The 25,692-nt window shown below is 64.3% G+C and carries 22 protein-coding genes; 13 read left to right on the forward strand and 9 right to left on the reverse strand.

Annotation, left to right across the window (positions count from 1 at the left end; translation table 11 throughout):
- Nucleotide 1: 1 nt before the first annotated feature.
- Nucleotides 2-1,399 carry an alkaline phosphatase gene (locus ACWYRN_RS11970; protein WP_488692620.1) on the forward strand — a complete coding sequence of 466 codons (1,398 nt, stop codon included), beginning with the start codon at nucleotides 2-4 and terminating at the stop codon, nucleotides 1,397-1,399.
- A gap of 403 nt (nucleotides 1,400-1,802) precedes the next feature.
- Here ACWYRN_RS11970 and ACWYRN_RS11975 read toward each other — a convergent pair whose 3' ends face one another.
- Nucleotides 1,803-2,198, reverse strand: coding sequence for an SWIB/MDM2 domain-containing protein (locus tag ACWYRN_RS11975; protein WP_229437346.1), 396 nt, complete (start codon nucleotides 2,196-2,198; stop codon nucleotides 1,803-1,805).
- A 253-nt stretch (nucleotides 2,199-2,451) separates the two neighbouring features.
- The gene (gene ffh, locus ACWYRN_RS11980) at nucleotides 2,452-3,819 is read right to left on the reverse strand and encodes a signal recognition particle protein (RefSeq protein ID WP_290422124.1); all 1,368 of its coding nucleotides are present in this window, start codon (nucleotides 3,817-3,819) and stop codon (nucleotides 2,452-2,454) included.
- Between the two features lie 266 nt (nucleotides 3,820-4,085).
- Between ffh and ACWYRN_RS11985 the strand changes: the two genes are divergently transcribed.
- The 10 genes from ACWYRN_RS11985 (at nucleotide 4,086) to ACWYRN_RS12030 (ending at nucleotide 16,321) form a co-directional block, all read left to right on the forward strand.
- A complete protein-coding gene (locus ACWYRN_RS11985; RefSeq protein ID WP_488692621.1) occupies nucleotides 4,086-5,063 on the forward strand; it encodes an ABC transporter substrate-binding protein in 978 nt (325 codons plus the stop codon).
- A 25-nt stretch (nucleotides 5,064-5,088) separates the two neighbouring features.
- A complete protein-coding gene (locus ACWYRN_RS11990; protein WP_488692622.1) occupies nucleotides 5,089-5,934 on the forward strand; it encodes an ABC transporter permease in 846 nt (281 codons plus the stop codon).
- Nucleotides 5,935-6,729, forward strand: coding sequence for an ABC transporter ATP-binding protein (locus ACWYRN_RS11995; protein ID WP_488692623.1), 795 nt, complete (start codon nucleotides 5,935-5,937; stop codon nucleotides 6,727-6,729).
- A 363-nt stretch (nucleotides 6,730-7,092) separates the two neighbouring features.
- A complete protein-coding gene (locus ACWYRN_RS12000) occupies nucleotides 7,093-7,905 on the forward strand; it encodes a cytochrome C assembly family protein (protein WP_488692624.1) in 813 nt (270 codons plus the stop codon).
- Nucleotides 7,902-8,177, forward strand: a complete 276-nt coding sequence (locus ACWYRN_RS12005) for a PP0621 family protein (protein ID WP_488692625.1) — start codon at nucleotides 7,902-7,904, stop codon at nucleotides 8,175-8,177. Before ACWYRN_RS12000 ends, ACWYRN_RS12005 begins: the two co-directional genes overlap by 4 nt.
- Before the next feature lie 4 nt (nucleotides 8,178-8,181).
- A complete protein-coding gene (locus ACWYRN_RS12010) occupies nucleotides 8,182-9,909 on the forward strand; it encodes a sensor histidine kinase (RefSeq protein ID WP_488692626.1) in 1,728 nt (575 codons plus the stop codon).
- A 10-nt stretch (nucleotides 9,910-9,919) separates the two neighbouring features.
- The gene (locus ACWYRN_RS12015; RefSeq protein WP_488692627.1) at nucleotides 9,920-11,404 is read left to right on the forward strand and encodes a sigma-54-dependent transcriptional regulator; all 1,485 of its coding nucleotides are present in this window, start codon (nucleotides 9,920-9,922) and stop codon (nucleotides 11,402-11,404) included.
- A gap of 1 nt (nucleotide 11,405) precedes the next feature.
- On the forward strand, nucleotides 11,406-11,570 hold the full coding sequence (locus ACWYRN_RS12020; RefSeq protein ID WP_488692628.1) for a hypothetical protein: 165 nt from the start codon (nucleotides 11,406-11,408) through the stop codon (nucleotides 11,568-11,570).
- 638 nt (nucleotides 11,571-12,208) lie between these two features.
- Nucleotides 12,209-15,127, forward strand: coding sequence for a ribonucleoside-diphosphate reductase subunit alpha (locus tag ACWYRN_RS12025; protein ID WP_488692629.1), 2,919 nt, complete (start codon nucleotides 12,209-12,211; stop codon nucleotides 15,125-15,127).
- 84 nt (nucleotides 15,128-15,211) lie between these two features.
- Complete coding sequence (locus tag ACWYRN_RS12030; protein ID WP_229437335.1) at nucleotides 15,212-16,321, forward strand: ribonucleotide-diphosphate reductase subunit beta; 1,110 nt, start codon at nucleotides 15,212-15,214, stop codon at nucleotides 16,319-16,321.
- 507 nt (nucleotides 16,322-16,828) lie between these two features.
- Here ACWYRN_RS12030 and ACWYRN_RS12035 read toward each other — a convergent pair.
- Nucleotides 16,829-17,842 (reverse strand): hypothetical protein, encoded by a 1,014-nt coding sequence (locus ACWYRN_RS12035; RefSeq protein ID WP_488692630.1) that lies wholly within the window; start codon nucleotides 17,840-17,842, stop codon nucleotides 16,829-16,831.
- Nucleotides 17,843-17,897: 55 nt separating this feature from the next.
- Here ACWYRN_RS12035 and ACWYRN_RS12040 point away from each other — a divergent pair, with 55 nt between their 5' ends.
- Both ACWYRN_RS12040 and ACWYRN_RS12045 read left to right on the forward strand, forming a co-directional pair.
- On the forward strand, nucleotides 17,898-18,722 hold the full coding sequence (locus ACWYRN_RS12040; RefSeq protein WP_488692631.1) for a hypothetical protein: 825 nt from the start codon (nucleotides 17,898-17,900) through the stop codon (nucleotides 18,720-18,722).
- 82 nt (nucleotides 18,723-18,804) lie between these two features.
- Entirely contained in the window at nucleotides 18,805-19,338 is a 534-nt protein-coding gene (locus ACWYRN_RS12045; protein ID WP_229437328.1) for a YggT family protein, read from the forward strand.
- Nucleotides 19,339-19,571: 233 nt separating this feature from the next.
- Here ACWYRN_RS12045 and ACWYRN_RS12050 read toward each other — a convergent pair whose 3' ends face one another.
- From ACWYRN_RS12050 to aroQ, 6 genes are all read right to left on the reverse strand, one after another.
- Nucleotides 19,572-20,513 (reverse strand): carbohydrate kinase family protein, encoded by a 942-nt coding sequence (locus ACWYRN_RS12050; RefSeq protein WP_488692632.1) that lies wholly within the window; start codon nucleotides 20,511-20,513, stop codon nucleotides 19,572-19,574.
- A 6-nt stretch (nucleotides 20,514-20,519) separates the two neighbouring features.
- Nucleotides 20,520-22,142: a zinc-ribbon and DUF3426 domain-containing protein gene (locus tag ACWYRN_RS12055; protein WP_488692633.1), complete on the reverse strand. Its 1,623-nt coding sequence runs from the start codon at nucleotides 22,140-22,142 to the stop codon at nucleotides 20,520-20,522.
- A 13-nt stretch (nucleotides 22,143-22,155) separates the two neighbouring features.
- Entirely contained in the window at nucleotides 22,156-23,109 is a 954-nt protein-coding gene (gene prmA / locus ACWYRN_RS12060) for a 50S ribosomal protein L11 methyltransferase (RefSeq protein WP_488692634.1), read from the reverse strand.
- Complete coding sequence (gene accC / locus ACWYRN_RS12065) at nucleotides 23,106-24,494, reverse strand: acetyl-CoA carboxylase biotin carboxylase subunit (protein ID WP_229437324.1); 1,389 nt, start codon at nucleotides 24,492-24,494, stop codon at nucleotides 23,106-23,108. Before accC ends, prmA begins: the two co-directional genes overlap by 4 nt.
- A gap of 100 nt (nucleotides 24,495-24,594) precedes the next feature.
- Entirely contained in the window at nucleotides 24,595-25,062 is a 468-nt protein-coding gene (gene accB, locus ACWYRN_RS12070; RefSeq protein WP_229437323.1) for an acetyl-CoA carboxylase biotin carboxyl carrier protein, read from the reverse strand.
- Between the two features lie 97 nt (nucleotides 25,063-25,159).
- A complete protein-coding gene (gene aroQ / locus ACWYRN_RS12075; RefSeq protein WP_229437322.1) occupies nucleotides 25,160-25,591 on the reverse strand; it encodes a type II 3-dehydroquinate dehydratase in 432 nt (143 codons plus the stop codon).
- Nucleotides 25,592-25,692: the final 101 nt, after the last annotated feature.

Here is a 25,692-nt window from a genome sequence, read left to right on the forward strand (position 1 = left end):
CATGAACCAACACACGACGACCCGACTCGCCGCGCTGCTGCTGGCAGCCTCCTGCACCTTGCCAGTCCAGGCGCAAACCGCGCCAGCCACCAAGTCCCAGGCCAAGAACATCATCTTCTTCCTTGGCGACGGCATGGGCCCGACCACGATCACCGCCGCGCGCATCTTCAAGCATGGCGAAGACGGCCTGCTGAACTTCGAGCGCCTGGACCGCACCGCGCGCATCAAGACCTATTCCGCCGACGCCCAGGTCACCGACAGCGCCCCATCGATGGGCGCCTACATGACCGGCGTGAAGATCAACAACGACGTGATCTCGATGAAGGACGCCAAGCCCGTGGCGCCGGCCAAGGATGCCAACGGCAACGCCAGCATCGATCGCTGCGGCGCCGGCAACGGCACGTCGCCGATGACGATCCTGGAACTGGCGAAAGCCAACGGCAAGGCGGTCGGCGCGGTGACCACCACCGAACTGACCCACGCCACCCCGGCCTCGACCTTCTCGCACGTGTGCGACCGCGACATGGGCTATACCATCGCCGAGCAGATCGTGCCGGGCGGTGCGGGCTACAACGCACGCCTGCAGGATGGCGTCGACGTGCTGATGGGCGGCGGGCGCATGCACTTCACGCCGTTCGACAAGGCGCGCAATCCGAAGGGCCGCGGCGACGGACGCGACCTGCTGGCCGAATTCGCGGCGCGCGGCTACTTCGTGGCCAACACCCGGGCCGACATGCAGTCGGCCCTCCCGAACCGCAAGTTCGTCGGCATCTACGCCGACAGCCATCTCGACTACGCGTCGAAACGCCGCCCCGAGCAGCCGACGCTGGCCGAGATGACGGCCAAGTCGATCGAACTGCTCTCGAAGAATCCGAAGGGCTTCTTCCTGATGGTCGAAGGCGGCAAGATCGACCACGCGCTGCACGACACGAATGCGCGCAATGCGATGACGGAAACGGTGGCCTTCGACGAGGCGATCCAGACGGCGGTGGAGCGCATGCGGGCGCTCGATCCCGGGCTGGAGAACACGCTGATCGTGGTCACCGCCGACCATGACCACACGATGGTCCTGAACGGGTATCCGAAGCGCGGCAATCCGGTGCTGGACATCGTGCGCGGCTATGCGAACGGCGAGCCGACCAAGGATGCCGACGGCAAGACGTTTACGACGCTGGTGTTCGGGAATGGGCCGAACCGGCCGGAGGTGCGTGCCGACGTGCGCAGCGAGCAGGCGCTGGCCGAGGATTATCACCAGGAGGCGGGCATCCGCTGGTCGAGCGAGTCGCATGGCGGCGGCGACGTGAAGCTGTATGCGGCCGGGGCGGGCTCGGCGCCGTTCAAGGGCACGATCGAAAACACGCGCGTGTTCGATTTGATGAAGGCGGCGTTCGGGTTCTAGAAAAATGTTGGCTGGGACCGTACGGTGGGGTCATTGATGCCGGGGGCATCAATGACGTGCCCACGCGGATGCGTGCCGCGTGTTGGCGCATAAACGCGGCGATAAAAATCGCTTCCTGATGCGCCTGTTCGCGGAATAGCCGCGACGTTTGCCGGAGCCTGCCGGCGTTCGCGATGATCATTTGGACGCGCCGTCACAGCGCATCCGAGGCGTCCAGAACGGCGTCACCTCGACGCAGGCTTCCGCGTGGGCACGGAGTGCCCACCATACGGGACGCGCCACCATCGATCCACCATCACGCTTCGAATCGCGCCAACGATAAGCGCACGTCCCAAAACAAAAAGCCCCGATCACACGACCGGGGCTTTTCAACGTTCAGGCTAATGGGGCAGCCGGCGTCTTATTATTTCAGGTGATTCGAGATCAGCTTGGTCATCTCGAACATCGAGACTTGTTCCTTGCCACCGAAGACGGCTTTCAGCTTGTCATCAGCGTTGATCATCTGGCGGTTGTCTGCAGCTTGCAGGTCTGCTTTCTTGATGTATTCCCAGACTTTCTTGGTCACTTCCGTGCGTGGCAGCGGCTTGTTGCCGACCACTGCAGCCAGCTCGGCCGACGGCGTCAGCTCTTTCATGAAAGCGGCGTTCGGCTTGCGTGCTGCAGCCGGTTTCTTCGCTGCTGCGGCCTTCGGTGCTGCTTCCTTTGCCGGAGCGGCGGCCTTCTTCGCCGCAGGCTTGGCTGCCGGCTTGGCGGCTGCCTTCTTTGCGGGCGCTGCTGGGGATTTCTTGGCTGTTGCCATCTTCGAGCCTCCTAAACGAGCATATGTAAAAGTTGCGCAATATCGCACGGCTTATATTGGTGGCGTTTTAGCGTTCCTGCAAGTCTTTTTCTTCATTTTTTCACTCTATGCAGCCCAAAAACAGGGGTTTGCGCGTCAGGCGTGACCGCAGAGTGAAAATCCACACGAAATTCGGCATAAAAACGCCGCGCAGGGCATGGAGCCGGGCGCGGCGTTTTGTCGCTCCAGCGAGCGTCAAGGAAGGCAAAAACGCTTAGCGCATGCCCGGCATCATGCCCTTCATCCCGCGCATCATCTTCATCAGGCCGCCGCCCTTGAGCTTCTTCATCATGGTCTGCATCTGGTCATATTGCGTCAGCATGCGGTTCACTTCCTGCACCTGCACGCCGGCGCCGGCGGCGATGCGGCGCTTGCGGTTGGCCTTGATCAGTTCCGGCTTGGCGCGTTCCTGCGGCGTCATCGAGTCGATGATGCCGACCATGCGCCGCACCTGCTTCTCGGCCTGGTCCATGTTGGCGCCGGCCGCAGCCTGCTGGAACTGCGCCGGCAGTTTATCCAGCAAGCCCGACATGCCGCCCATCTTCTTCATCTGGGTCAGCTGGGCCTTGAAGTCGTTCATGTCGAAGCGGCCGCCCGCCTTGATCTTGTTGGCCATGTCGGCCGCGGCCTTTTCGTCGACGCCCTTGCGCGCTTCTTCCACCAGCGCCAGGATGTCGCCCATGCCCAGCACGCGGCTGGCCATGCGGGTTGGATCAAAGGCTTCCAGGCCGTCCAGTTTTTCCGACACGCCGGCAAACTTGATTGGTTTACCGGTCACATGGCGCACGGACAGCGCCGCACCGCCGCGCGAATCGCCATCGAGCTTGGTCAGCACGATGCCGGTCAGGGGCAGGGCGTCGTTAAAGGCCTTGGCGGTGTTGATCGCATCCTGGCCCAGCATGGCGTCGACCACGAACAGGGTCTCGATCGGCTTCACGGCGCCGTGGACGGCGGCGATTTCCTGCATCATCGCTTCGTCGATACCGAGACGGCCGGCAGTGTCGATGATCAGGACGTCGTGGTAGTGCTTCTTCGCCCAGTCCAGCGCGGCCAGGGCGATGTCGACTGGCTTATCGGTGGAGGTGGACGGGAAGAAGTCGGCGCCGACCTGCTTGGTCACCGACTCCAGCTGCGCGATAGCGGCAGGGCGGTAGACGTCGGCGGAAACGGTCAGGACCTTTTTCTTCTTCTGTTCCTTCAGGTACTTGGCGAGCTTACCGGTGGTGGTCGTTTTACCGACACCCTGCAAACCGGCCATCAGGATGATCGCCGGCGGCTGCTGGGCGAACGACAGCTGGGTCGCTTCAGGGCCGAGGTCGGCGCCCATCAGGGCGGCCAGCTCGCGCTGCACCACGCCGACCAGGGCCTGGCCCGGGCTGAGGGAAGCGATGACTTCTTCGCCCAGCGCTTTTTCCTTCACTTTGGCGATGAATTCGCGCACCGCCGGCAGCGCCACGTCGGCCTCGAGCAGCGCCAGGCGCACTTCGCGCAGCATCTCGGCGGTGTTCGCTTCGGTCAGACGCGCCTCGCCGCGCATCGTCTTGACGACCTTGGCTAGGCGTTGGGTAAGGTTATCTAGCATGTTCTACCTGACTGTATATATAAGACGGCATTCGGAAAGCGGTCATTTTACCTTGCGCAAGAACGGCTTGCCCGTCTACATCGCGCCGATTACGCCTTTTTCGAGTGCACGTGGTGATGGATGTCACAACTGTGCATTGCCACGTTTGACACATCTTGCATTCCCATATAGCCTTTTCCCGCCGGCATCATGTATGCACGGCAGCGTCACGGCACCACCGCAGCAGCCCCCACCGATTTTGACGAAGCGCATAACGGAGACATGGCATGACTAAAGTGTTCGGCAAGACCCTGATCGCAATGACCCTGCTGGCAGCCGCCGGCGCCCAGGCGCAGTCCGTTGAGACTGTGCGCCTCGGGAACCTGAAGTTCGCGCACTACGGCGCCGTCTCGTATATCAAGGAAATCGCGCCCAAGTGCGGCATCAAGGTCGACGAGAAGATCTTCCCGAAAGGCCTGGACGTCATGCAGGCGATCATCGCCGGTGAACTCGATGTCGGCACCACGGCATCGGAAGCGGCGATCTCCGGCCGCGCCGGCGGCGCCCCGATCTACGTGGTGGCCGGCTTCGCCAAGGGCGGCGCGCGCCTCGTCGCCCGTCCCGATTTGAAGATCACCAGCGTGCCGCAACTGAAGGGCAAGCGCGTCGGCGTCACCCGCGGCGGCATCCAGGAAGTGCTCTTGATGGCGGAACTGGCCAAGCACAACATGAAGGCCGATCCGGCGCCGGGCAAGGACGTGCAACTGGTGTTCCTGCCTTATGCCGATTTGAACCAGGCCCTGCTCGGCAAGCAGATCGACGCCATGATGCAGTCCGAGCCGCAATCTTCGCAGGCGATCAACAAGGGTTTTGGCGCGGAAGTGCTGAAGCCTTACGACACGCCGATCGGCGAGCCGATCCGCACCATGGTCATGACCGAGAAGTTCTACAAGGAGCGGCGTCCGGTGGCGGAGAAATTCATGCGCTGCTTCGTGCAGGCGACCAAGACCTTCATCGACAACAAGTCCTTGGCCGAGAAGTACGTGCGCGAAGTCGTGTTCAAGAACCAGATCACGACCGACGACTTCAACGATGCGATCGGCAACTCCGAGTATTCGTACGACATCACGCCGCAGCATATCCAGGTCACCACCGACACCATGGTCAAGACCGGCGTCGGGCGCATGGCCAAGCCGCCGGTGGCCGCCGACTGGGTCAAGACCGATCTGCTGGACGCGGCCAAGAAAAGCCTGAATATCAAGTAAGCCAGCCACAACCCCGGGGGGCGGCATGAGCACGAGCATCGGCAGGAACAAGCAGCGCAATTGGCGCGAGATCGGCGTCGGCATGGTGGTGCCGGTGCTGGCGATCGCCATCTGGCAAGCGGTGGCGAGCATGGGCTGGGTCAATCCCCAGGTACTGCCGTCGCCGCTGGCGGTGTGGGAGCGGTGGGTGGCTTACCTGCTGCCGCTCACGCCCTACGAAAGCTACACCGACGGCGGCTGGTGGCACTGGGCGTTTTCCGGTGAGCTGATCGTCGATACGCTCACCAGCTTGTACCGGGTGGTGGTCGGCTTCCTGATCGGCGGCGGCCTGGCCCTGCCGCTCGGCCTGGCCATGGGCGCCAGCAACACGGTGTACGCCTGGATGAACCCGCTGGTACAGATCCTGCGTCCGATTCCGCCGATCGCCTACATCCCGCTGGCCATCCTCTGGTTCGGGCTGGGCAATCCGCCGGCCGTGTTCCTGATTGCGCTGGGCGCCTTCTTCCCGGTCTTGATGAACACCATCGCCGGCGTGCGCCACGTGGACGGCATTTATTTGCGCGCGGCGCGCAACCTGGGCGCGGGCGGCGCGACCATGTTCCTGCGCGTGATCCTGCCGGCGGCCGTGCCCTACATTTTGTCGGGCGTGCGCATCGGCATCGGCACCGCCTTCATCGTCGTCATCGTGTCCGAGATGATCGCGGTGAACAACGGCCTCGGCTACCGCATCCTGGAGGCGCGCGAGTACTTCTGGTCCGACAAGATCATCGCCGGCATGATCACCATCGGCATGCTCGGTCTGGCCATCGATATCGGCATGAACCGCCTGAACAACTATCTGCTGCGCTGGCACCGCGGCCTGGAGCACTGAATGGACGCGCATATTGCAGTGAATGGGGTGAGCAAGGTGTTCGCCAGCGACGAGCGCCAGGTGGTGGCGCTGCAGGACATCCACTTGAGCATCCCGCGCGGGCAGTTCACCTGCCTGCTCGGGCCTTCCGGCTGCGGCAAGTCGACGCTGCTGAACGCCGTGGCCGGGTTCTCGCCGCCGACCAGCGGTTCTATCCTGGTCGACGGGCAGCCGGTGGCCGCGCCGGGGCCGGACCGCGGCATGGTGTTCCAGGAGTATGCGCTGTTCCCGTGGATGACGGTCGAGCAGAACGTCGGCTTCGGGCTGGAAATCAAGGGCACGCCCAAGGCCGAGATCCGGCGCACGGTGGACGCGCTGCTCGGCATGCTGTCGCTGACCGACTTCCGGGCGCGCTATCCCAAGGATTTGTCGGGCGGGATGCGCCAGCGGGTGGCGATCGCGCGTGTGCTGGCGCTGGATTCGCCGATCATGCTGATGGATGAGCCGTTTGGTGCGTTGGATGCGCTTACCCGGCGCAACCTGCAGGATGAATTGCTGCGCATCTGGGCCGAGCTGAAGAAGACGATCCTGTTTGTTACCCACAGTATCGAGGAAGCGATTTACCTGGCTGACCGGATCGTAGTGATGACTTACCGGCCGGGGACGGTGAAGCGCGACATCCTGGTTGATTTGCCGAGGATGCGCGATCCGGCGGCGCCAGAGTTCAATGCGCTCAAGCGCGAGCTGGGGCAACTGGTGATGGAGGAACAACAACGTCACCATAGCGACGAATTGCGGATGGCCGCCGTCGATTGATTCGTGCGGTGGAGCGGGGCGGGGAGGCTTCCGTACGGTGGGCACTCCGTGCCCACGCGGATACGTGCATAACCTTGCACCTGCGGCCGTGACGATTCGCTCCGGAACGCATGCGATGAATGAGGCGCAAACGAGACGCTCTTGGAAGCGCCGTGTAGGCGCGACGGATTCGACGGAACAACGCCAACAATGATCGCCGTTCCGCGTGGGCACTTTGTGTTTGAGGCCCCCAGCCTCAAACACCCCACCGTACGGTTGGCGCATCGTGCCCATCGATGAGTGGGTGGGCTGGCAGATAGTTAAGCCGCCCCAACAGCAGGGCAGCCCCGCCACCGCCATTTGCCGATGGTGTAGACTGCCGGTATGCAGAACACCCTCTTTTTTGCCGCGGCCTTTCTGTACGCGGCCTGCGCCCTGCTGCCGTCGCGCCGGGGCGCTGTCATTTCCGGCGTCACCGCGCTGGCCTGGCTCGCGCACGGCGTGGCGCTGTGGGGCGCGGCCTTTGCGCCCGGCGCGCTGCGCATCGGCTTTGCCATCATGCTCTCGGCCGCCCTATGGGTTTCGGTGGCCGCCTACTGGTTCGAGAACCGCAATTTCGCATTGGATGGGCTGCGGCGCCTGGTGATGCCCTGCGCCTTTGGCGCGGCGCTGCTGCCGGTGCTGTTCCCCGGAGCGGTGATGGCCATCGAGAACCGCTCCAGCGCCTTCGGCTGGCACGTGGCCGTGGCCGTGCTGGCCTACAGCACGCTGACGATTGCCGCCTTCCACGCGGTGCTGATGGCGCTGCAGGAAACCCGGCTGCACGCGCGCACCGCGCCCAGCAGCGGCAGCGGCTGGATCGGCGGCACGCTCGACCAGCTGCCGGCCCTGCTGACCATGGAAAAGCTGCTGTTCCGCCTGATCGGCATCGGCTTCGTGCTGCTCAGCCTGACCGTACTGTCGGGCGTGGTGTTTTCCGAGCAGCTGTTCGGCCAGGCGATGCGCTGGGACCACAAGAACGTGTTCGCGATGCTGTCCTGGATTTTGTTCGGCGCGCTGCTGGCGGGGCGCCACTGGCGCGGCTGGCGCGGCAAGACGGCGCTGCGCTTTACCCTGGCCGGGTTTGCCACGCTGGCGCTGGCCTATGTCGGCAGCCGTTTCGTGCTCGAAGTCGTGCTGCACAGGGGAATCGCATGAGCCGCCTGCTGTTCTGGGTCATCCTGATCATCGTGATCGGCTTTGCCGTGCGCGCCAAGCTGCGCGCCGCCATCCGCAAGAGCCAGCTGCAGCAGGAAGAGCAGTGGCGCCGGCAGCAATATCAGCAGCAGGGACGCCAGGCCGAGCCGGTGTCCATCGAAAACATGACCAGCTGCGCCCACTGCGGCCTGCATTTCCCGGCGTCGGAGGCGGTGCGCGCCGATGGCCTCGACTATTGCAGCCCGGCCCACGTGCGCCTGCCGCCGCGGTAAGCCCTTGAAGATCCGCTGGCCGGCGCTGTCCACGCAGTCGCGCACGACCTTCTGGCGCTCGCTGCAGGCGCTGAACGTCACGCGCATCGTCATCTGCATCGTCCTGCTGCTGTACATGGCCTTCGACGTACGCGATGGCCGTGCCGGCGCCGACCCGGCCTATGCCCGCACCTGCTTCTTCTACCTGGGCGCGGCGCTGTGCTTCGGCCTGGTTTCCACCTTCTGGAAGCGGCGCTTCCCGCTGCAGCTGGCGGTCCAGATCGCGGTCGACCTGTTCGCCATCTCGCTGCTGTACCAGGCCGCCGGCGGCGTGCGCAGCGGCCTCGGCGTTCTCTACCTGTTCCCGCTGGCCGGCGCCGCGATCCTGGCGCCGCTGCTGCTGGCGCTGTTCGCGGCGGCAGTGGCCTCGATCATCGTGCTGCTGCAGGCGTCCTGGCAGCTGTTCACGCGCGATGGCGAACCGCCGCTGGCCCAGGCCGGGATGTACGGCATCGCCTTCTTTGCCGTGGTCTGGCTGGTGAACCGGCTGGCGGCGCGCCTGATCGGCCAGGAGGAACTGGCGGCCCAGCGCGGCGTCGACCTGGAAGTGCAGCAGTCGATCAACGAGATCGTGATCGCCGACGTGGGCGACGGCGTGCTGGTGCTGGGCGCCGACGGCGTCATCCACACCGCCAATCCGGCGGCGCGGCGCATGCTCGGCGTCGATGCCCCGGGCGGCCTGCGCCTGGACGCGGTGCACGGGCTGGAGCCGGTGGCCGGCGCCTTTGCGCGCTGGGTCGGCGCAGCTGCCACGCCGGCCCTGGCTGCGGTCGAGCCGGTGCAGGGCGAAGCCGGGCCCGACGAAGCCTGGGTCATCCTGAAACCCTTCCAGGAGCCGGGCGCGCCGGACGCCAACGGCAGCGCGCGGCGCGACCAGCCGGCGCACCTCAAATTGCGCTTCGCGCGGGTGGAAGCGGCCGGTGGCAAGCCGGGGCGCAGCGTGGTCTTCATGCAGGACGTGAGCGCCATCGAGAACCAGGCGCAGCAACTGAAACTGGCCTCGATGGGGCGCCTCACCGCCAGCATCGCGCACGAGGTACGCAATCCCTTGTCGGCCATCGGCCACGCCACCGCGCTGCTGGCCGAAGACCTGCACGGCAAGGCCGAGGTGCGGCTGTTGAAGATCATCGGCGACAACGTGGCGCGCGTGAACCGCATGGTCGAGGACATCCTGCAGCTCTCGCGCAAGGCCCAGCCCTACGCCGAGCCGCTGGTGCTGGCCACTTTCCTGGCCGAGCTGAAGGCCGAGTTCATCGAAACCCAGGGCCTGCCCGAGGAGATGCTGTGGCTGGGCGGCGCCGGTGCCATCGAGGTGCGCTTCGACGCCCTGCACCTGCGCGAAGTACTGGTGAACCTGCTCGGCAACGCGATCCGCTACGCCAGCCGGGCGCCGGCCAGCATCCGCATCTGGCCCGAGCTCGATGCCTTCGGCACGCTGGAACTGCACGTGCAGGACGATGGTCCCGGCATCACGCCGGACGTGCGCGCCCACCTGTTCGAGCCCTTCTATACTACGTCCAGCAAGGGTACGGGCCTTGGGCTCTACCTGGCGCGCGAGCTGTGCCTGAACAACGGCGCCAAGCTGGACTACGAATACCGCTTCGATCCGGCCGCGCCAGGCGCGCGCAAGGCCAGCGGCCGCTTTGTGATGACCTTCGCCCAGCCGGCGGCTGCCGGCGCGCACGCAGAATAAGGATTTGTCCATGAGTTCCCCCCGCATCCTGGTGGTCGACGACGAAGCCGACCTGCGCGACCTGCTCGAGATCACCCTGCTCAAGATGGGCCTGGACGTCGACTGCGCCGCCACCTTGCGCGAGGCGCGCAGGCTGGTCGACGACAACGCCTACAACCTGGTGCTGACCGACATGCGCCTGCCCGACGGGCTGGGGCTGGAACTGGTGCGCGAAGTCTCCAGCACGTCGAAGACGCCGATCGCCGTGATCACGGCCTTTGGCAGCGCCGAGAACGCGGTGGTGGCGCTGAAGGCCGGCGCTTTCGACTACGTGTCCAAACCTGTCGTGCTGGATGAACTGCGCGTGATGGTGCGCTCGGCCCTGAAGCTGTCGGAGGCGCCGGGCGCCGCGCTGGCGGAGGAGGGTGGCAATGGTGGCAACTCGCGTCTGATCGGCGGTTCGCAGGCGATGCAGGCGCTGCGCGCCCAGATCGGCCGCCTGGCGCGCTCGATGGCGCCGATCGCGATTACCGGCGAGTCCGGCGCCGGCAAGGAACTGGCCGCGCGCGAGATCCACGCCCAGAGTTCGCGCGCGGCGAAACCGTTCGTGGCCGTGAACTGCGGCGCGATTCCAGAAAATTTGATGGAAGCCGAGTTCTTCGGCTACCGCAAGGGCGCCTTTACCGGCGCCGGCGAGGAGCGCGACGGCTTTTTCCAGGCAGCCAACGGCGGCACCCTGATGCTGGACGAGGTGGCCGATTTACCGCTGGCGATGCAGGTCAAATTGCTGCGCGCGATCCAGGAGCGGCGCGTACGCAAGATCGGCGCCACCGCCGAGGAGCCGGTCGACGTGCGCATCATCAGCGCCACCCACAAGGACCTGGCGCGCTGCGTCGAGGCCGGCAGCTTCCGGCAGGATTTGTTCTACCGCCTGAACGTGATCGAGCTGTCGCTGCCGGCGCTGCGCGAGCGGCTCGACGACCTGCCGGTGCTGACGAACGCAATCCTGGCGCGCCTGGCCGGGCCGGGCGCCGCCGCGCTGGGGCCGGGCGTGCTCGACGCCTTGCGCGCCTATTCTTTCCCGGGGAATGTGCGCGAACTCGAGAACGTGCTGGAGCGGGCGCTGGCCTTTGCGGATGGCGGCGTGATCCAGGTCGAGGACTTGTCGCTGAAGGCGGCGCGGCCGAGCGAAGGGGCGCGCGTGCAGGAAGTCCAGGCGCCGGCGTCCGTCACGCCGTCTGCCACCCCGGCGCCGGCGCTGCCCGTGACGCACGAGGCGCCGCCCGTGCCGGCCGCGGCGCCGCTGCCTGAAGCCGGTGCGCCAGTAGCACTCGGTCCGGACAGTTTGCCGAGCAACCTGCCGGCCTACCTGGAGGGGGTGGAACGCGATATCATCCAGCGCGCGCTCCAGCAAACCCAATTCAACCGCACCAGGACCGCCAGCCTGCTCGGCATCAGCGTACGCCAGCTGCGCTACCAGATGCAGAAGCTCGATATCCAGGCACCGGAGAACTGACATGCCCAAGCTCTTGCGTTACGTCGCCCTGGCGATTGCCCTGATCGCCGCGCTGATGTGGATGCGGCACGAAGTGAACGTGGACAGCTGCCTGGATGCGGGCGGGCGCTGGGATAGCGGATTGGGCAACTGCATTCAGCCCTATACGCCAGGGGCGCCGGTGTAGTCGCAAGCGGCGGGTGATGGAAGGCGCTTCACCCTCCAGCTCATGCATAGCCGTAGGGTGGACGGCTTCGCCGTCCACCCTACGGTTATCAAATTGTGTTGTCTTTTCGCCAGTGCAAAACGGTGCACTCTGCACCGTTGTTGAGCAATGATTATTGCAGCTGTACAAGCTTTAGGCAGCGTGTTAGTGCTCACTAACCCGAAACGGCCCATCTGTCGGCTTAGACCCGATTGTCAAGAGGCGCGCACCCAAAAAACGCGCGAAATTGAGAATTTATTCACTTGCACGGCCGCGCGAGCAGGTACTACAATTAGTCCCATCTCAATACGCAACACTAGATATAGTGGTAGCGAGGTCAAGAGTAGCACCGGGTAGCCTGACCAGGCAGCCACGAACGGAGCACTTGACTGCAATACAACCCGGCAGTAGCGCATTTCGTCTTGCATCCGTTTTTTACTCCTGTTTTTTACTCGCTTCACACGCAATAAATAACTGTAGGCAATAATACTGCCCGGCTCGGCATTGCCCAGCCGGTAGGGAACCCTTTTTCGCTTTTTAATATACGTCGATTGCCCGCACGCGCGGGCATTCGGCACGGAACAACCGGCGGCAGCCCGACTGCCCATCCTGGAGGCTCAATGCAAACTTCTCAAGACATCTCAATCAAACCGCAAGCGGCTCCAGGAGCGGCAACCGGCGCCAAGGCAACCGACATCGCGGCCCACGGTGACTACCGCATCATCCGCCGCAACGGCGCCGTCGTGCCTTTCGAGCCGAACAAGATCTCGGTCGCCATGACCAAGGCCTTCCTGGCAGTCGCCGGCGGCCAGGGCGCCGCCTCGGCCCGCATCCGCGACCTGGTGGAAGAGCTGACCAACAACGTGGTCGCCGCCCTGGTGCGCCGCCAGCCGAACGGCGGCACCTTCCACATCGAAGACGTGCAGGACCAGGTCGAGCTGTCGCTGATGCGCTCGGGCGAGCATGACGTGGCACGTGCCTACGTGCTGTACCGCGCCAAGCAGATGGAAGAGCGCCGCGCCGCCAAGGAAGCCGCCGGCGGCACCGCCATCCAGGCGCCGCAGATCCACGTGGTCGACGGCGGCGAGCGTCGTCCGCTCGACGTCAACGATGTCCACGCGCTGGTGAACGCCGCCTGCGCCGGCCTGGAAAAGCATGTCGACGCCGACGCCATCGTCGCCGAGACCCTGCGCAACCTGTACGACGGCGTGCCGGTCGAAGAACTGCACAAGTCCGCCATCCTGGCCGCCCGCGCCCTGATGGAAACCGACCCGGCCTACAGCCAGGTCACCGCCCGCATCCTGCTGCACACGATCCGCAAGGAAGTCTTCGGCAAGGAAGTCGCGCAAGCCAAGGCTGCCGCCGAATACATCACCTACTTCCCGCAGTACATCGCCAAGGGCATCCAGAACGAACTGCTGGATGAACAGCTCGGCACCTACGACCTCGAGCGCCTGGCGAAAGCCATCGTCGCCGACCGCGACCTGCAATTCGGCTACATCGGCCTGCAGACCCTGTACGACCGCTACTTCCTGCACGTGCGCGAAACCCGCATCGAGATGCCGCAGGCCTTCTACATGCGCGTCGCCATGGGCCTGGCCCTGCGCGAAAGCGAGCGCGAAGAGCGCGCCATCGAGTTCTACAACCTGCTGTCGAGCTTTGATTTCATGAGCTCGACCCCGACCCTGTTCAACTCGGGCACCCGCCGCTCGCAGCTGTCGTCGTGCTACCTGACCACCGTCGGTGACGACCTGGAAGGCATCTACGACGCCATCAAGGAGAATGCACTGCTGTCGAAGTTCGCCGGCGGCCTGGGCAACGACTGGACCCCGGTGCGTGCGCTCGGTTCGCGCATCAAGGGCACCAACGGCAAGTCGCAAGGCGTGGTCCCGTTCCTGAAAGTGGTGAACGACACCGCCGTGGCGGTCAACCAGGGCGGCAAGCGCAAGGGCGCCGTCTGCGCCTACCTGGAAACCTGGCACATGGACATCGAGGAATTCCTCGACCTGCGCAAGAACACCGGCGACGACCGCCGCCGTACCCACGACATGAACACCGCGAACTGGATTCCCGACCTGTTCATGAAACGCGTGATGGAAAAGGGCGACTGGAGCCTGTTCTCGCCGAGCGAAACCCCTGACCTGCACGACCTGGTCGGCAAGGCCTTCGAAGACGCGTACACCGCCTACGAAGCCAAGGCGGCACGCGGCGAAATGACCGTGTACAAGAAAGTCGCTGCCCTCGATTTGTGGCGCAAGATGCTGTCGATGCTGTTCGAAACCGGCCACCCATGGATCACCTTCAAGGACCCATGCAACATCCGTTCGCCGCAGCAGCACATCGGTGTCGTGCACTCGTCGAACCTGTGCACCGAGATCACCCTGAACACCAGCGCCGACGAAATCGCCGTCTGCAACCTGGGCTCGGTGAACCTGCCGCAGCACATGAAGGGCGATGGCCTCGACCACGTCAAGCTGCAAAAGACCATCCGCACCGCGATGCGCATGCTGGATAACGTCATCGACATCAACTACTACGCCGTGGAAAAGGCGCGCAACTCGAACCTGCGCCACCGCCCGGTCGGCATGGGCATCATGGGTCACCAGGATTGCCTGCACATGATGCGCGTGCCGTTCGCCTCGGACAAGGCCGTTGAATTCGCCGACAAGTCGATGGAAGCCGTCTGCTACTACGCCTACCTGGCCTCGACCGAGCTGGCCGAAGAGCGCGGCCGCTACGACACCTACGCCGGTTCGCTGTGGGACCGCGGCATCCTGCCGCAGGACTCGATCAAGCTGCTGGCCGAAGAGCGCGGCGGTTACCTGGAGCAGGACACCAGCGAATCGATGGACTGGACCGTGGTGCGCGAGCGCATCAAGCAGTTCGGCATGCGTAACTCGAACTGCGTGGCGATCGCTCCGACCGCGACCATTTCGAACATCATCGGCGTGTCGGCCTGCATCGAGCCGACCTTCCAGAACCTGTACGTGAAGTCGAACCTGTCGGGCGAATTCACCGAGATCAATTCGTACCTGGTGCGCGACCTGAAGGCACGCGACCTGTGGGACGAAGTGATGATCGCCGACCTGAAGTATTTCGATGGTTCGCTCTCCAAGATCGACCGCGTGCCGCAAGACCTGCGCGACATCTACGCTACCGCCTTCGAAGTCGAGCCGAAGTGGCTGGTCGAGCAGGCATCGCGCCGCCAGAAGTGGATCGACCAGGCCCAGTCGCTGAACATCTACATGGCCGGCGCATCGGGCAAGAAGCTGGACGAGACGTACAAGCTGGCATGGCTGCGCGGCCTGAAGACCACCTACTACCTGCGCACCATCGCGGCGACGCACATGGAGAAGTCGACCACCCGTACCGGCGCGCTGAACGCGGTGCCTGTGTCGGGCGGCCTGACCGGTCACGCTGCGCCAGCGGCGGCACCTGCTGCTGCCCCAGCAGCGGCAGCCCCTGAAATCGTCGACGGCGCGGCTTGCTACCTGCGTCCGGGCGACGCCGGCTTCGACGAATGCGAAGCTTGCCAATAAGTGGTCAATAAGCGTTAATCAGTAAATTGCGCGCCCGGCTTCGCGCCGGGCGCTGCCACGTCAAGAATTCAAAGGAAACAAATCATGTTGTCATGGGACGATGAACCAACCAGCGCGCCAGCTTCGCGCGCACCGCTCGCCGGCAATACCGAAGGCGCACCTGCCGCCGAAGTCGCCAAGCGCGTGAACGCCGACGACAAGCGCATCATCAACGGCCAGACCGACGTCAACCAGCTGGTGCCGTTCAAGTACAAGTGGGCATGGGACAAGTACCTGGCCGGCTGCGCGAACCACTGGATGCCGCAGGAAGTGAACATGCAGCGCGACATCGAGCTGTGGAAGAACCCGAACGGCCTGTCCGAAGACGAGCGCCGCCTGGTCAAGCGTAACCTGGGCTTCTTCACCACCGCCGACTCGCTGGCCGCGAACAACATCGTGCTGGGCACCTACCGTCACATCACCGCGCCGGAATGCCGCCAGTACCTGCTGCGCCAGGCCTTCGAAGAGGCGATCCACACCCACGCCTACCAGTACATCGTCGAGTCGCTCGGCCTGGACGAGCAGGAGATCTTCAACGCCTACAACGAGATCGCGTCGATCCACGACAAGGACCAGTTCCTGATCCCGTTCATCAACGTGCTGACCGACCCGGAATTCAAGACCGGCACCCTGGAAGCGGACCAGCAGCTGCTGAAGTCGATCATCGTCTTCGCCTGCCTGATGGAAGGCCTGTTCTTCTACGTCGGCTTCACCCAGATCCTGGCGCTGGGCCGCCAGAACAAGATGACCGGCGCCGCCGAGCAGTACCAGTACATCCTGCGCGACGAGTCGATGCACGTGAACTTCGGCATCGACCTGATCAACACGATCAAGATGGAAAACCCGCAGCTGTGGACCCCGGCCTTCCGCGACGAGCTGAAAGCCCTGTTCCTGCAGGCTGTCGAACTCGAATACCGCTACGCCGAAGACACCATGCCGCGCGGCGTGCTGGGCCTGAACGCACCGATGTTCAAGGGTTACCTGCGCTTCATCGCGAACCGCCGCGCCGTGCAGATCGGCCTCGATGCGCTGTTCCCGAACGAAGAGAATCCGTTCCCGTGGATGAGCGAGATGATCGACCTGAAGAAAGAGCGTAACTTCTTCGAGACGCGCGTGACCGAGTACCAGACCGGCGGTGCGCTGAACTGGGATTGATCCGCTGTCGCATTTGACGCAAAGCCCGAAAGCCCGACGAGAAATCGCCGGGCTTTTTTTATCTTTTCTGCGTTTGCGCAATTCAATCGTGCGCGGGTCGGGCGAAAACTGTTTTGCGAGATTTGCCGATGAAATAAGGCGCCGTTTGAAGCTCGATGCGTTGCGGCGCGGTCCAATAGAGTGAAATGTCTGTGCGCGGGTTGCGCACTGACAAGGTTTTCGTGTACTTTACGTGATTGAATTTGTCAAAACGTGAACATGGATTTTTTTGCATGCTCGCTGGCAAACAAAACCGATCGAATATTGGGACGCTGATACGTTCAGTATGCACTTAAGCTTAGCGAAAAGAACAAGCCGCACTGCCTGATCGACATCAGGCATGGCGGCTTTTTCTTTTCGCGCCCGCAGGGGTTGCGATGTGGAAGTACTGGAAATGTGGGTGTTCCAACGTCGTTGGCTGAAGCGCTGCAATTGTGAGGAGTTGCAGCAGTTCAGCTGGTGCCGTATTCATTGGCAGTAACCGATTGGTTTGTGCCGATGAATAATTCGCCCGATGCAGCAGGCGGTCGGACGGATTTCAACCTTGTAGCGTATTTTCTCATCGCAGAGAAGGAGAACAAAAATGGCAACAGCCACTAAGAAACCAGCAGCAAAACCGGCAGGCAAGACTGCCGCCAAGCCGGCCGCAAAAGCTGCCGCAGCAGAGAAACCAGCAGCAAAGGCAGCGGCCAAGCCGGCTGCAAAAGCTGCGGCCAAACCGGCAGCGAAGCCAGCTGCGAAGCCAGCGGCCAAAGCTGCGGCGAAACCAGCTGCCAAGCCGGCAGCAAAGAAAGCTGCTGCGAAGCCAGCCGCGAAACCGGCTGCAAAAGCTGCGGCGAAACCGGCCGCCAAGCCAGCAGCGAAGAAGGCTGCAACTCCGGCGAAGACCGCCACCAAGACTGCAGCAAAGTCGCCAGCCAAGGCAGCGGCCAAGACCGCAACCAAGGCGCCGGCTAAAGCAGCAGCGACCAAGACCGCAACCAAGTCGCCGGCTAAAGCAGCAGCGACCAAGACCGCAGCCAAGGCGCCGGCTAAAGCAGCAGCAACCAAGACCGCTACCAAGGCTCCGGCTAAGGCAGCGACCAAGACCGCAGCTAAAGCGCCAGCGAAGGCAGCGACCAAGACTGCAGCCAAGTCGTCGGCCAAGACTGTAGCCAAGTCGTCGGCCAAGACCGCTACCAAGGCTCCGGCCAAGGCAGCGACCAAGACCGCAGCTAAAGCGCCAGCCAAGGCGGCGACCAAAACCGCAGCCAAGTCGTCGGCCAAGACCGCCACCAAGGCTCCGGCCAAGGCAGCGACCAAGACCGCAGCCAAAGCGCCAGCCAAGGCAGCGACCAAGACCGCAGCCAAGTCGTCGGCCAAGACCGCAGCTAAAGCGCCAGCGAAGGCCGCGACCAAAACTGCAGCCAAGTCGTCGGCCAAGACCGCAGCTAAAGCGCCAGCAAAGGCCGCGACCAAAACTGCAGCCAAGTCGTCGGCCAAGACCGCGACCAAAGCTCCGGCCAAGGCAGCGACCAAGACCGCAGCAAAGGCTCCAGTGAAAGCCGCAGCGACCAAGACTGCAGCCAAGGCTCCGGCCAAAGCCGCAGCGACCAAGACCGCAGCGAAAGCCGCTCCGGTGAAGGCCGCCGCCACCAAGACCGCAGCCAAGGCTCCGGCCAAAGCCGCAGCGACCAAGACCGCAGCGAAAGCCGCTCCGGTGAAAGCCGCCGCCACCAAGACCGCAGCCAAGGCTCCGGCCAAAGCCGCAGCGACCAAGACTGCAGCGCAAGCCGCTCCGGTGAAAGCCGCCGCCACCAAGACCGCAGCGCAAGCCGCTCCGGTGAAAGCCGCCGCTACCAAGACCGCAGCAAAAGCGCCGAAGGCCGCCGCCACCAAGCCAGCAGCCAAGCCGGCAGCGCGTTCGACGGTAAAAGCCGAAGACTCGCCTGCAGCACCGGCCAAGTCGGAAGCGACCCTGGCTGCAAACCCGGCAGTCAAGCGTGCAGTCGGTACGAAGTCGGCCGAAGCCAAGCCGGCAGCGAAGGCCGAAGCGAAGCCAGCCGCACCGGCAGCCAAGGCTGAAGCCCAGCCGGAAGCCAAAGCCGAAGCCACGCCTGAAGTGAAGGCCGAAGCCAAGCCGGAAGCGAAAGCCGAAGCCAAGCCAGCTGTGAAAGCGGAAGCCAAGCCAGCGGCCAAGAAGCCAGCTGCGAAGAAAGCAGCCGCCAAGGCCGCCGACACCAAGTCGGAAGCGCAGCCAGCCGCCAAGCAAGCTTCGAAAGAAGCAGGTGGCGAGAACAAGCCGGCCGCACCGGCTCCTGCCGCGAAGACCACGCTGGCGCCGGCAGCGGCATGGCCGTTCCCGACCAGCAGCCGTCCGTAACGACAGCCCACGCCCGCTTGGGGCAAAATACCGCTGTGTGATATGTTCGCACAGCGGTATTTTTTTATTTTAAGGAGTCCATGTGCTGCCCATTCTTCAGTTGATCGTCGACACCGCTGCCACCGTGCTGGGCGCGGTCCTGCTCCTGCGTTTCTGGATGCAGGCCATCCGGGTCCGTCCACCTGCATCCGTGGCGCAGTTCACGTTCACGCTGAGCGACTGGCTGGTCAAGCCCCTGCGCCGCGTGGTGCCGGGGGCGGGCGGCTACGATTGGGCGAGCCTGATCGGCGCCTTCATCGTGGTGCTGCTGGCGACCTCGATCTACTTCCTGGCAGGAGCTGGCGGCGAGCAGGTCTTCCTGTGGGCGCTGGCGCGCTTCGTGAAGTGGATCATCTACGGCTTCGTGGCGCTGTTGATCATCGAGGCGATCTTCAGCTGGGTGAATCCCCATGCGCCGCTGGCGCCGTTCGTGCATGCGCTGAACGATCCGCTGCTGCGGCCGATCCGGCGCGTGGTGCCGCCGATTGGGGGGCTGGATTTGTCGGTGCTGGTGGCGGTGCTGCTGTTGCAGATTGCCTTGTATTTGTTGAGGATGGTGTTGCCGGGGCCGTATTGAGGCGCGGGCGTTGGATGTGAAAATGGGCAGCCTGGAGCTGCCCATTTTTTTGTTGTTCGTGGCCTGGCTTGAGGGTGGGGGCCATGCCTCCACGAACGTGGCCGTCATCGGAGCACGTAACCGCGTGGGCACGGGGTGCCCACCTTACGGGGCGAGCCGCAGGCCATACCATAAGCCAGAGGCCGATCCGGGTCGCAGCCGTATCGCGGGCCGCGCGTGCGGCCAGCGCGCCTTTACTTGAAGCGGTAGCCGAAGGCGGCTTCGAACTTGTCGGCGATTTCGCTTGGGGTGAATTTGTGGTTCTGGCCGCCCTGGTGGCCGATCTTGATCGAGCCGAGCAGGCTGGCGAGGCGGCCGGTGGTTTTCCAGTCATAGCCTTGCGCGATGCCATACAGGAGGCCGGCGCGGTAGGCGTCGCCGCAACCGGTCGGGTCGACGATGCTGGCGGCCGGGACCACCGGAATGTCGTAGCGCTCGCCGCCGGCGTAGATTTCGGAACCCTTTTCGCCGCGGGTGATGACCAGGGCGTCCAGGCGCGAGGCGATCTGTTCCAGCGTCAGGCCGGTGCGGTCGACGATCATCTCGAACTCGTAGTCGTTGGCCGCCAGGTAGGTGGCCTGGTCGATGAAGGTCAGCAGTTCTTCGCCGCTGAACATCGGCAGCTGCTGGCCCGGGTCGAACATGAAGGGGATGCCCTGGGCGGCGCAGTCGCGCGCGTGTTTCAGCATGCCGTCGCGGCCGTCCGGGGCGATGATCGCCACGCGCAGCGGGCCGCAGTCGGCCACGTTGTTCTCGTGCGAGAACTGCATGGCGCCCGGGTGGAAGGCGTTGATCTGGTTGTTGTCCTGGTCGGCAGTGACGAAGCACTGCGCGGTGTAGGCGTCGCCGATGGTCTTGATGGCGCGCGTCTTGATGCCGAAGTTACGCAGGCGCTCGAGGTAGTCGGCGCCGTCCTGGCCGATGGTGGCCATGATCAGCGGGTCGCCGCCCAGCATGTTCAGGTTGTAGGCGATGTTCGCCGAGCAGCCGCCGTATTCGGTGCGCAGGGTCGGCACCAGGAACGACACGTTCACGCGGTGCAGCTGGTCGGCCAGCAGGGTGTCGCCGAAGCGGCCGTGGTACTGCATGATCTTGTCGAATGCCAGCGATCCGCAGATCAGGGTAGGGTGGGTCATGTTCGCTCAGGGATAAAAAACGGCGATGTGGTAGCCGGAAGGTTGAAGGTCGTCCACGCGGAAGTGGAGCGTGATCGCTTGCTCGACGCGCGGGGCCAGGCCGTTCGCTGCCGGCGTGCCTGCCGCCAGGTAGTCGCGCGGCGCGAAGACGCGGCGCACCAGCGGCTTGTCGTTGGCGTCGGTCAGCGACAGCTCGAGGCTGGGCCAGGCCTGCGGCACGGCGCCCTGGTTGCGCAATTGGGTGGTGAACGCATAGGCGCCGCCGCCGAGGGTGGTCAGTTCGCCGGTGTCGATGACGAGGTTGTCGACCTGGGCCGGCAGCTCGACGCGGCAGCCGAGCAGGGCGCAGCCTGATTCCAACGCTGGTTTTGCGCCCGGGTAGCGCGCGGCCAGCGCATTGCGGAAGGTGAAGGCGCCCTGGGCAAGCAGGACCAGCAGCAGCACGATCGAGCCGGCCAGCATGGCGATCTTGCGCGTGCGCCCGCTTTGTTCCTGCTGGCGGCTGCGCCTCACGAATTCGGGTTCGTCGCTTTCCGGCACGCGGATTTTCGGCGGCGCGTCGATTTTCGTCGGGGTCAGGCGCGAGCGGCGGGCGGCGGCCTTTTCGGCGCGCTTTGCCGAGGGCGTACGGGCCACCGGCGGCGCGCTTGGGGCCGGCGCCGCACCGTGGACGATGGCGCCCGCCGCTTCGCGCAGCGGCAGCATCGCCGGCGCGTCGGCCGCACGCGCCGGCGATGCGTCCGATGCCGCCGCTGGTTCGTGCCTGTGCTCGTCCTCGTGGCCGGGCAGGGCGGTGGCGACGATTTCCTCGTCCACCGGCAGGCCAAAGGTCGGCTCGATGCGGCCCGAGGGCGGGAAGGCGATCTCGGTCGCCGGCGCAAAGGCCGGCGGCGTGAGCACCTGGGCGGTGTCGCCCGATGTAGTGTCGCTTGCTGCGGTGTCGCTCGCTGCGGTGCTGTCGAAATCGGCTTGCGTCACCGAATCGACGTCGGCTGGCGCAGGCGGTTCGACGACCGTCACCTTCGTTACCGGCGCGTCTGCCGACAAGGCCTTCGCTTCGGGTGTGACAGGGGTGTTCTCTTCCGGCGCAGCGACCTTGGGCAGGATGCCGAACGGGCCGAAGGTATGGCCGAAGTCGAGCGTGTAGACCGGCTGGTCGTCGAAGTTCGGTGCGGCGTCGCCTGCAGGCGCGGCAGGCGCTTCTGCGTCGACGACGGCGATGGAAACGGGATCGGCTGCGGTGTCCGCTGCCGGCTGCTCGGCCAGTTTGGGTTCCGGCATGGCCTCAGCCAGCACGTCGGCCGGAGCGTCAGGTGCGGCTTCTGCTTCAGCTAGTGCTTCAGAAGCGGCAGCGACCTTGGCCAAGGCTTCAGGTACAGCAGCGATGTGAGCGTCGGCAGGTGCTTCAGGTGCAGCGGAGATACCGGGCGCCGCAGGCGCTTCGGCCACGGCAGGCAACGTCGGCGCTGCCGGCGCACGCGGCAACGCATCGAGGTCGACCAGCGAGGCGCTGCCGTCGAAGATTTCCTGGCAGGCGCCGCAGCGCACGATGCCCCCACGTAGTTTGAGCTGGTCCGAGGCGACCCGGAACATGGTGCCGCAGTGGGGGCATTGTGTGGCGAGCGCCATGCCTGGGCTCTCCTTAGGCGGTGGCGGAACGCGCGGGCGGAACCGTGTCCTGGCCGAGCGTGCCGTGCAAGGCAACCCAGCCGTCCTGCTCGGCCCAGACGCCCAGCTTGATGAAAGGTGCGTAGGCGGCGGCCACTTCCTCGGCCTGGCGCGCCAGCACGCCCGACAGGATCAGCGAACCGCCGGGCGCCACGCGGCCCGACAGCATCGGCGCCATCAGCTTCAATGGGCTCGACAGGATGTTGGCGACCACGATGTCGAACTTGCCGCTGGCATGACGCGCGTTCGGCGCCAAGGCCAGTTCGTCCGGCACGTAGAAGTCGATCTCGCAGTTGTTGCGCTCGGCGTTGGCGCGCGCCGATTCGATCGCTTGCGGATCGATGTCGACGCCGGCCACGTCGCCGGAACCGAGCTTCTTGGCCACCATCGCCAGGATGCCCGAGCCGCAGCCGTAGTCCAGCACCGATTTGCCCGGCGCCGGGTGCGCTTCCAGCCACTCCATGCACAGGCGGGTGGTCGGATGGCTGCCGGTGCCGAAGGCCAGGCCCGGATCGAGTTCCAGGATCAGGGCGTCCGGGTTCGGCGCCTCGTGCCAGCTCGGCACGACCCAGATGTTCTTGCCGATGTGGATGGGTTCGAACTGCGATTGGGTCAGGCGCACCCAGTCGGCGTCCGCCACGTCGCGCGTGGTGAAGGCCGGCACGTCGGCCAGCTTGATCGCGGCAGCGGCTTCGGCCACGATGGCGGCCTGGTCCGCATCGGTGTCGGTCAGGGCGACCACGCGGCTGTGGTCCCAGGCGGTCTCGGTCGGTTCCATGCCCGGCTCGCCGAACAGGGGATTCTCCTGGTCGGTGCCTTCGTCGGCGTCTTCCACGGACACCGACAGGGCGCCCGCTTCCATCAGCGCGTCGGACAGGGCTTCGGCGTGCTCGCGTGCGATTTCGATGACGACTTCAGTCCAGCTCATGCGTCAGCCTTGTTCTCTGGGGCCACGACCACTTTCGTGTCGGGGCGGTTTGCCAGCTTTTGTTCCAGGTAATGGATGTTGGTGCCGCCTTCGATGAAGCGGGCGTCGACCATCAGTTCGCGGTGCAGCTGGATGTTGGTGAGGATACCCTCGACCACCATTTCGGAGAGCGCGATCTGCATGCGGCGGATGGCTTGCTCCCGGGTAGCACCGTAGGAAATTACCTTGCCGATCATCGAGTCGTAATGAGGTGGCACATAGTAGCCCGCATACGAGTGCGAATCGACACGGATGCCAGGACCGCCCGGCGGGTGCCAGCCGGTGATGCGGCCCGGCGACGGCGTGAATTTGAACGGGTCTTCGGCATTGATGCGGCATTCGATGGCGTGGCCGGCCAGCATGATGTCGCGCTGGCGGAAACGCAGTTTTTCGCCGCAGGCGATGCGGATCTGTTCCTGCACGATGTCGATGCCGGTGATCATTTCGGTGACCGGGTGTTCGACCTGCACGCGGGTATTCATCTCGATGAAGTAGAACTCGCCGTTTTCGTACAGGAATTCGAAGGTGCCGGCGCCGCGGTAGCCGATCTTGCGGCAGGCTTCGGCGCAGCGGTCGCCGATCTTTTCGATCAGCTTGCGCGGGATGCCCGGCGCCGGTGCTTCCTCGATCACCTTCTGGTGGCGGCGCTGCATCGAGCAGTCGCGTTCGCCCAGCCAGACGGCTTGCTTGTGCTCGTCGGCCAGCACCTGGATTTCCACGTGGCGCGGATTTTCCAGGTACTTCTCCATGTAGACTTCCGGATTGCCGAAGGCGGTGCCGGCTTCGGTCTTGGTCATCGCCACGGCGTTCAGCAGGGCCGCTTCGGTGTGGACGACGCGCATGCCGCGACCGCCACCGCCACCGGCCGCCTTGATGATGACCGGGTAACCGACCTTGCGCGCGGTCTGGATGATCTCTTTCGGGTCATCCGACAGGGCGCCGTCCGAGCCTGGCACGCAAGGCACGCCGGCGCGGATCATGGCCTGCTTGGCCGAGACCTTGTCGCCCATCAAGCGGATCGAATCGGAACGCGGGCCGATGAAGACGAAGCCCGATTTTTCCACGCGCTCGGCGAAGTCGGCGTTTTCCGACAGGAAGCCATAGCCGGGGTGGATTGCTTCGGCGTCGGTCACTTCGGCGGCGCTGATGATGGCCGGCATGTTCAGGTAGCTCAGCGACGATTGCGCCGGACCGATGCAGACGGACTCGTCGGCCAGCTTCACGTACTTGGCGTCCTTGTCCGCCTCGGAGTGAACGACCACCGTCTTGATGCCCATTTCGCGGCAGGCGCGCTGGATACGCAGCGCGATTTCACCACGGTTGGCGATGAGGATTTTTTCAAACATGGTTAGCTTGGGTAGATGAGAGAAGCCGGCGTCGGGCGCCGGCCTGGGTTCGGATCAAGAGGCCGCGTAGACATCACGGCCGGCGGGGCTCGGTTTGACCTTAGCCGATCACGAACAGCGGCTGGCCGAATTCGACCGGCTGGCCATTTTCCACCAGGATCTTGGTTACAACGCCCGACACGTCAGCGTCGATTTCGTTCAGCAGCTTCATCGCTTCGATGATGCAGAGGGTATCGCCTTCCTTGATGTTGGCGCCCACTTCCACGAAGGCCGGTGCACCTGGCGCCGACGAACGGTAGAACGTGCCGACCATCGGCGACTTGACCACGTGACCGGTTTCGGCAGCAACGGCAGGTGCTGCCGGAGCGGCCGGGGCAGGCGCTGCGGCAGGGGCAGCCGGCGCCGAGAACTGCTGCACGCCGGCGGACGGCATCATGACCATCTGGCCTTGGGGCATTGCGGACGACTTGACGATGCGGACCTTGCTTTCGCCTTCGGTCACTTCGAGTTCAGCGATGTCCGATTCGGCGACGAGGTCGATCAAAGTCTTGAGTTTACGAAGATCCATGTAGAACCCCTTGGAATTATTTGTGTTTTAAGAGTAAGCGAAGCGCCAAAAAGAGGGCGCATCCGCGCATGATGCATGAAGTTGGCGTAGATTAACGCTATTTAAGCGCAAAGTCGATGGCAAACCGATATCCGTCCACACCCAGGCCGCTGATCGTTCCGCGGGCGATCGCCGACAGGTACGAGAAATGACGGAATTCTTCACGCTGGTAAATATTTGAGATATGTACCTCAATAAACGGAATCGCCACCGCGGCCAGCGCATCGCGCAGGGCCACGCTCGTGTGGGTCAGTCCGCCAGGATTGATGACGATGGCCTCCACGCCCTCGGTACGGGCAGCGTGGATGCGGTCGATCAGCGCACCTTCGTGGTTGCTTTGAAAGCAGGAAAGCGATCCACCCGCGGCTTCGGCCTGGGCCGTTGCCGCGCTTTCGATGTCGGCCAGCGTTGCCGCGCCGTACACCGCAGGCTCCCGGGTCCCCAGTAGATTCAGGTTGGGACCGTTGAGCAGCAGTAGCTTTTTCGCCATGTTTTTGTAGAGTCTATGCTCGAAAGTGACGCATTTTGCCGCCAACAAGGGGTATTGGCAAGCAATAAAATTCTATGCGGATAAGGGCGACTTGGGCGGCG

This window comes from Massilia sp. BAP21, assembly GCF_057801335.1.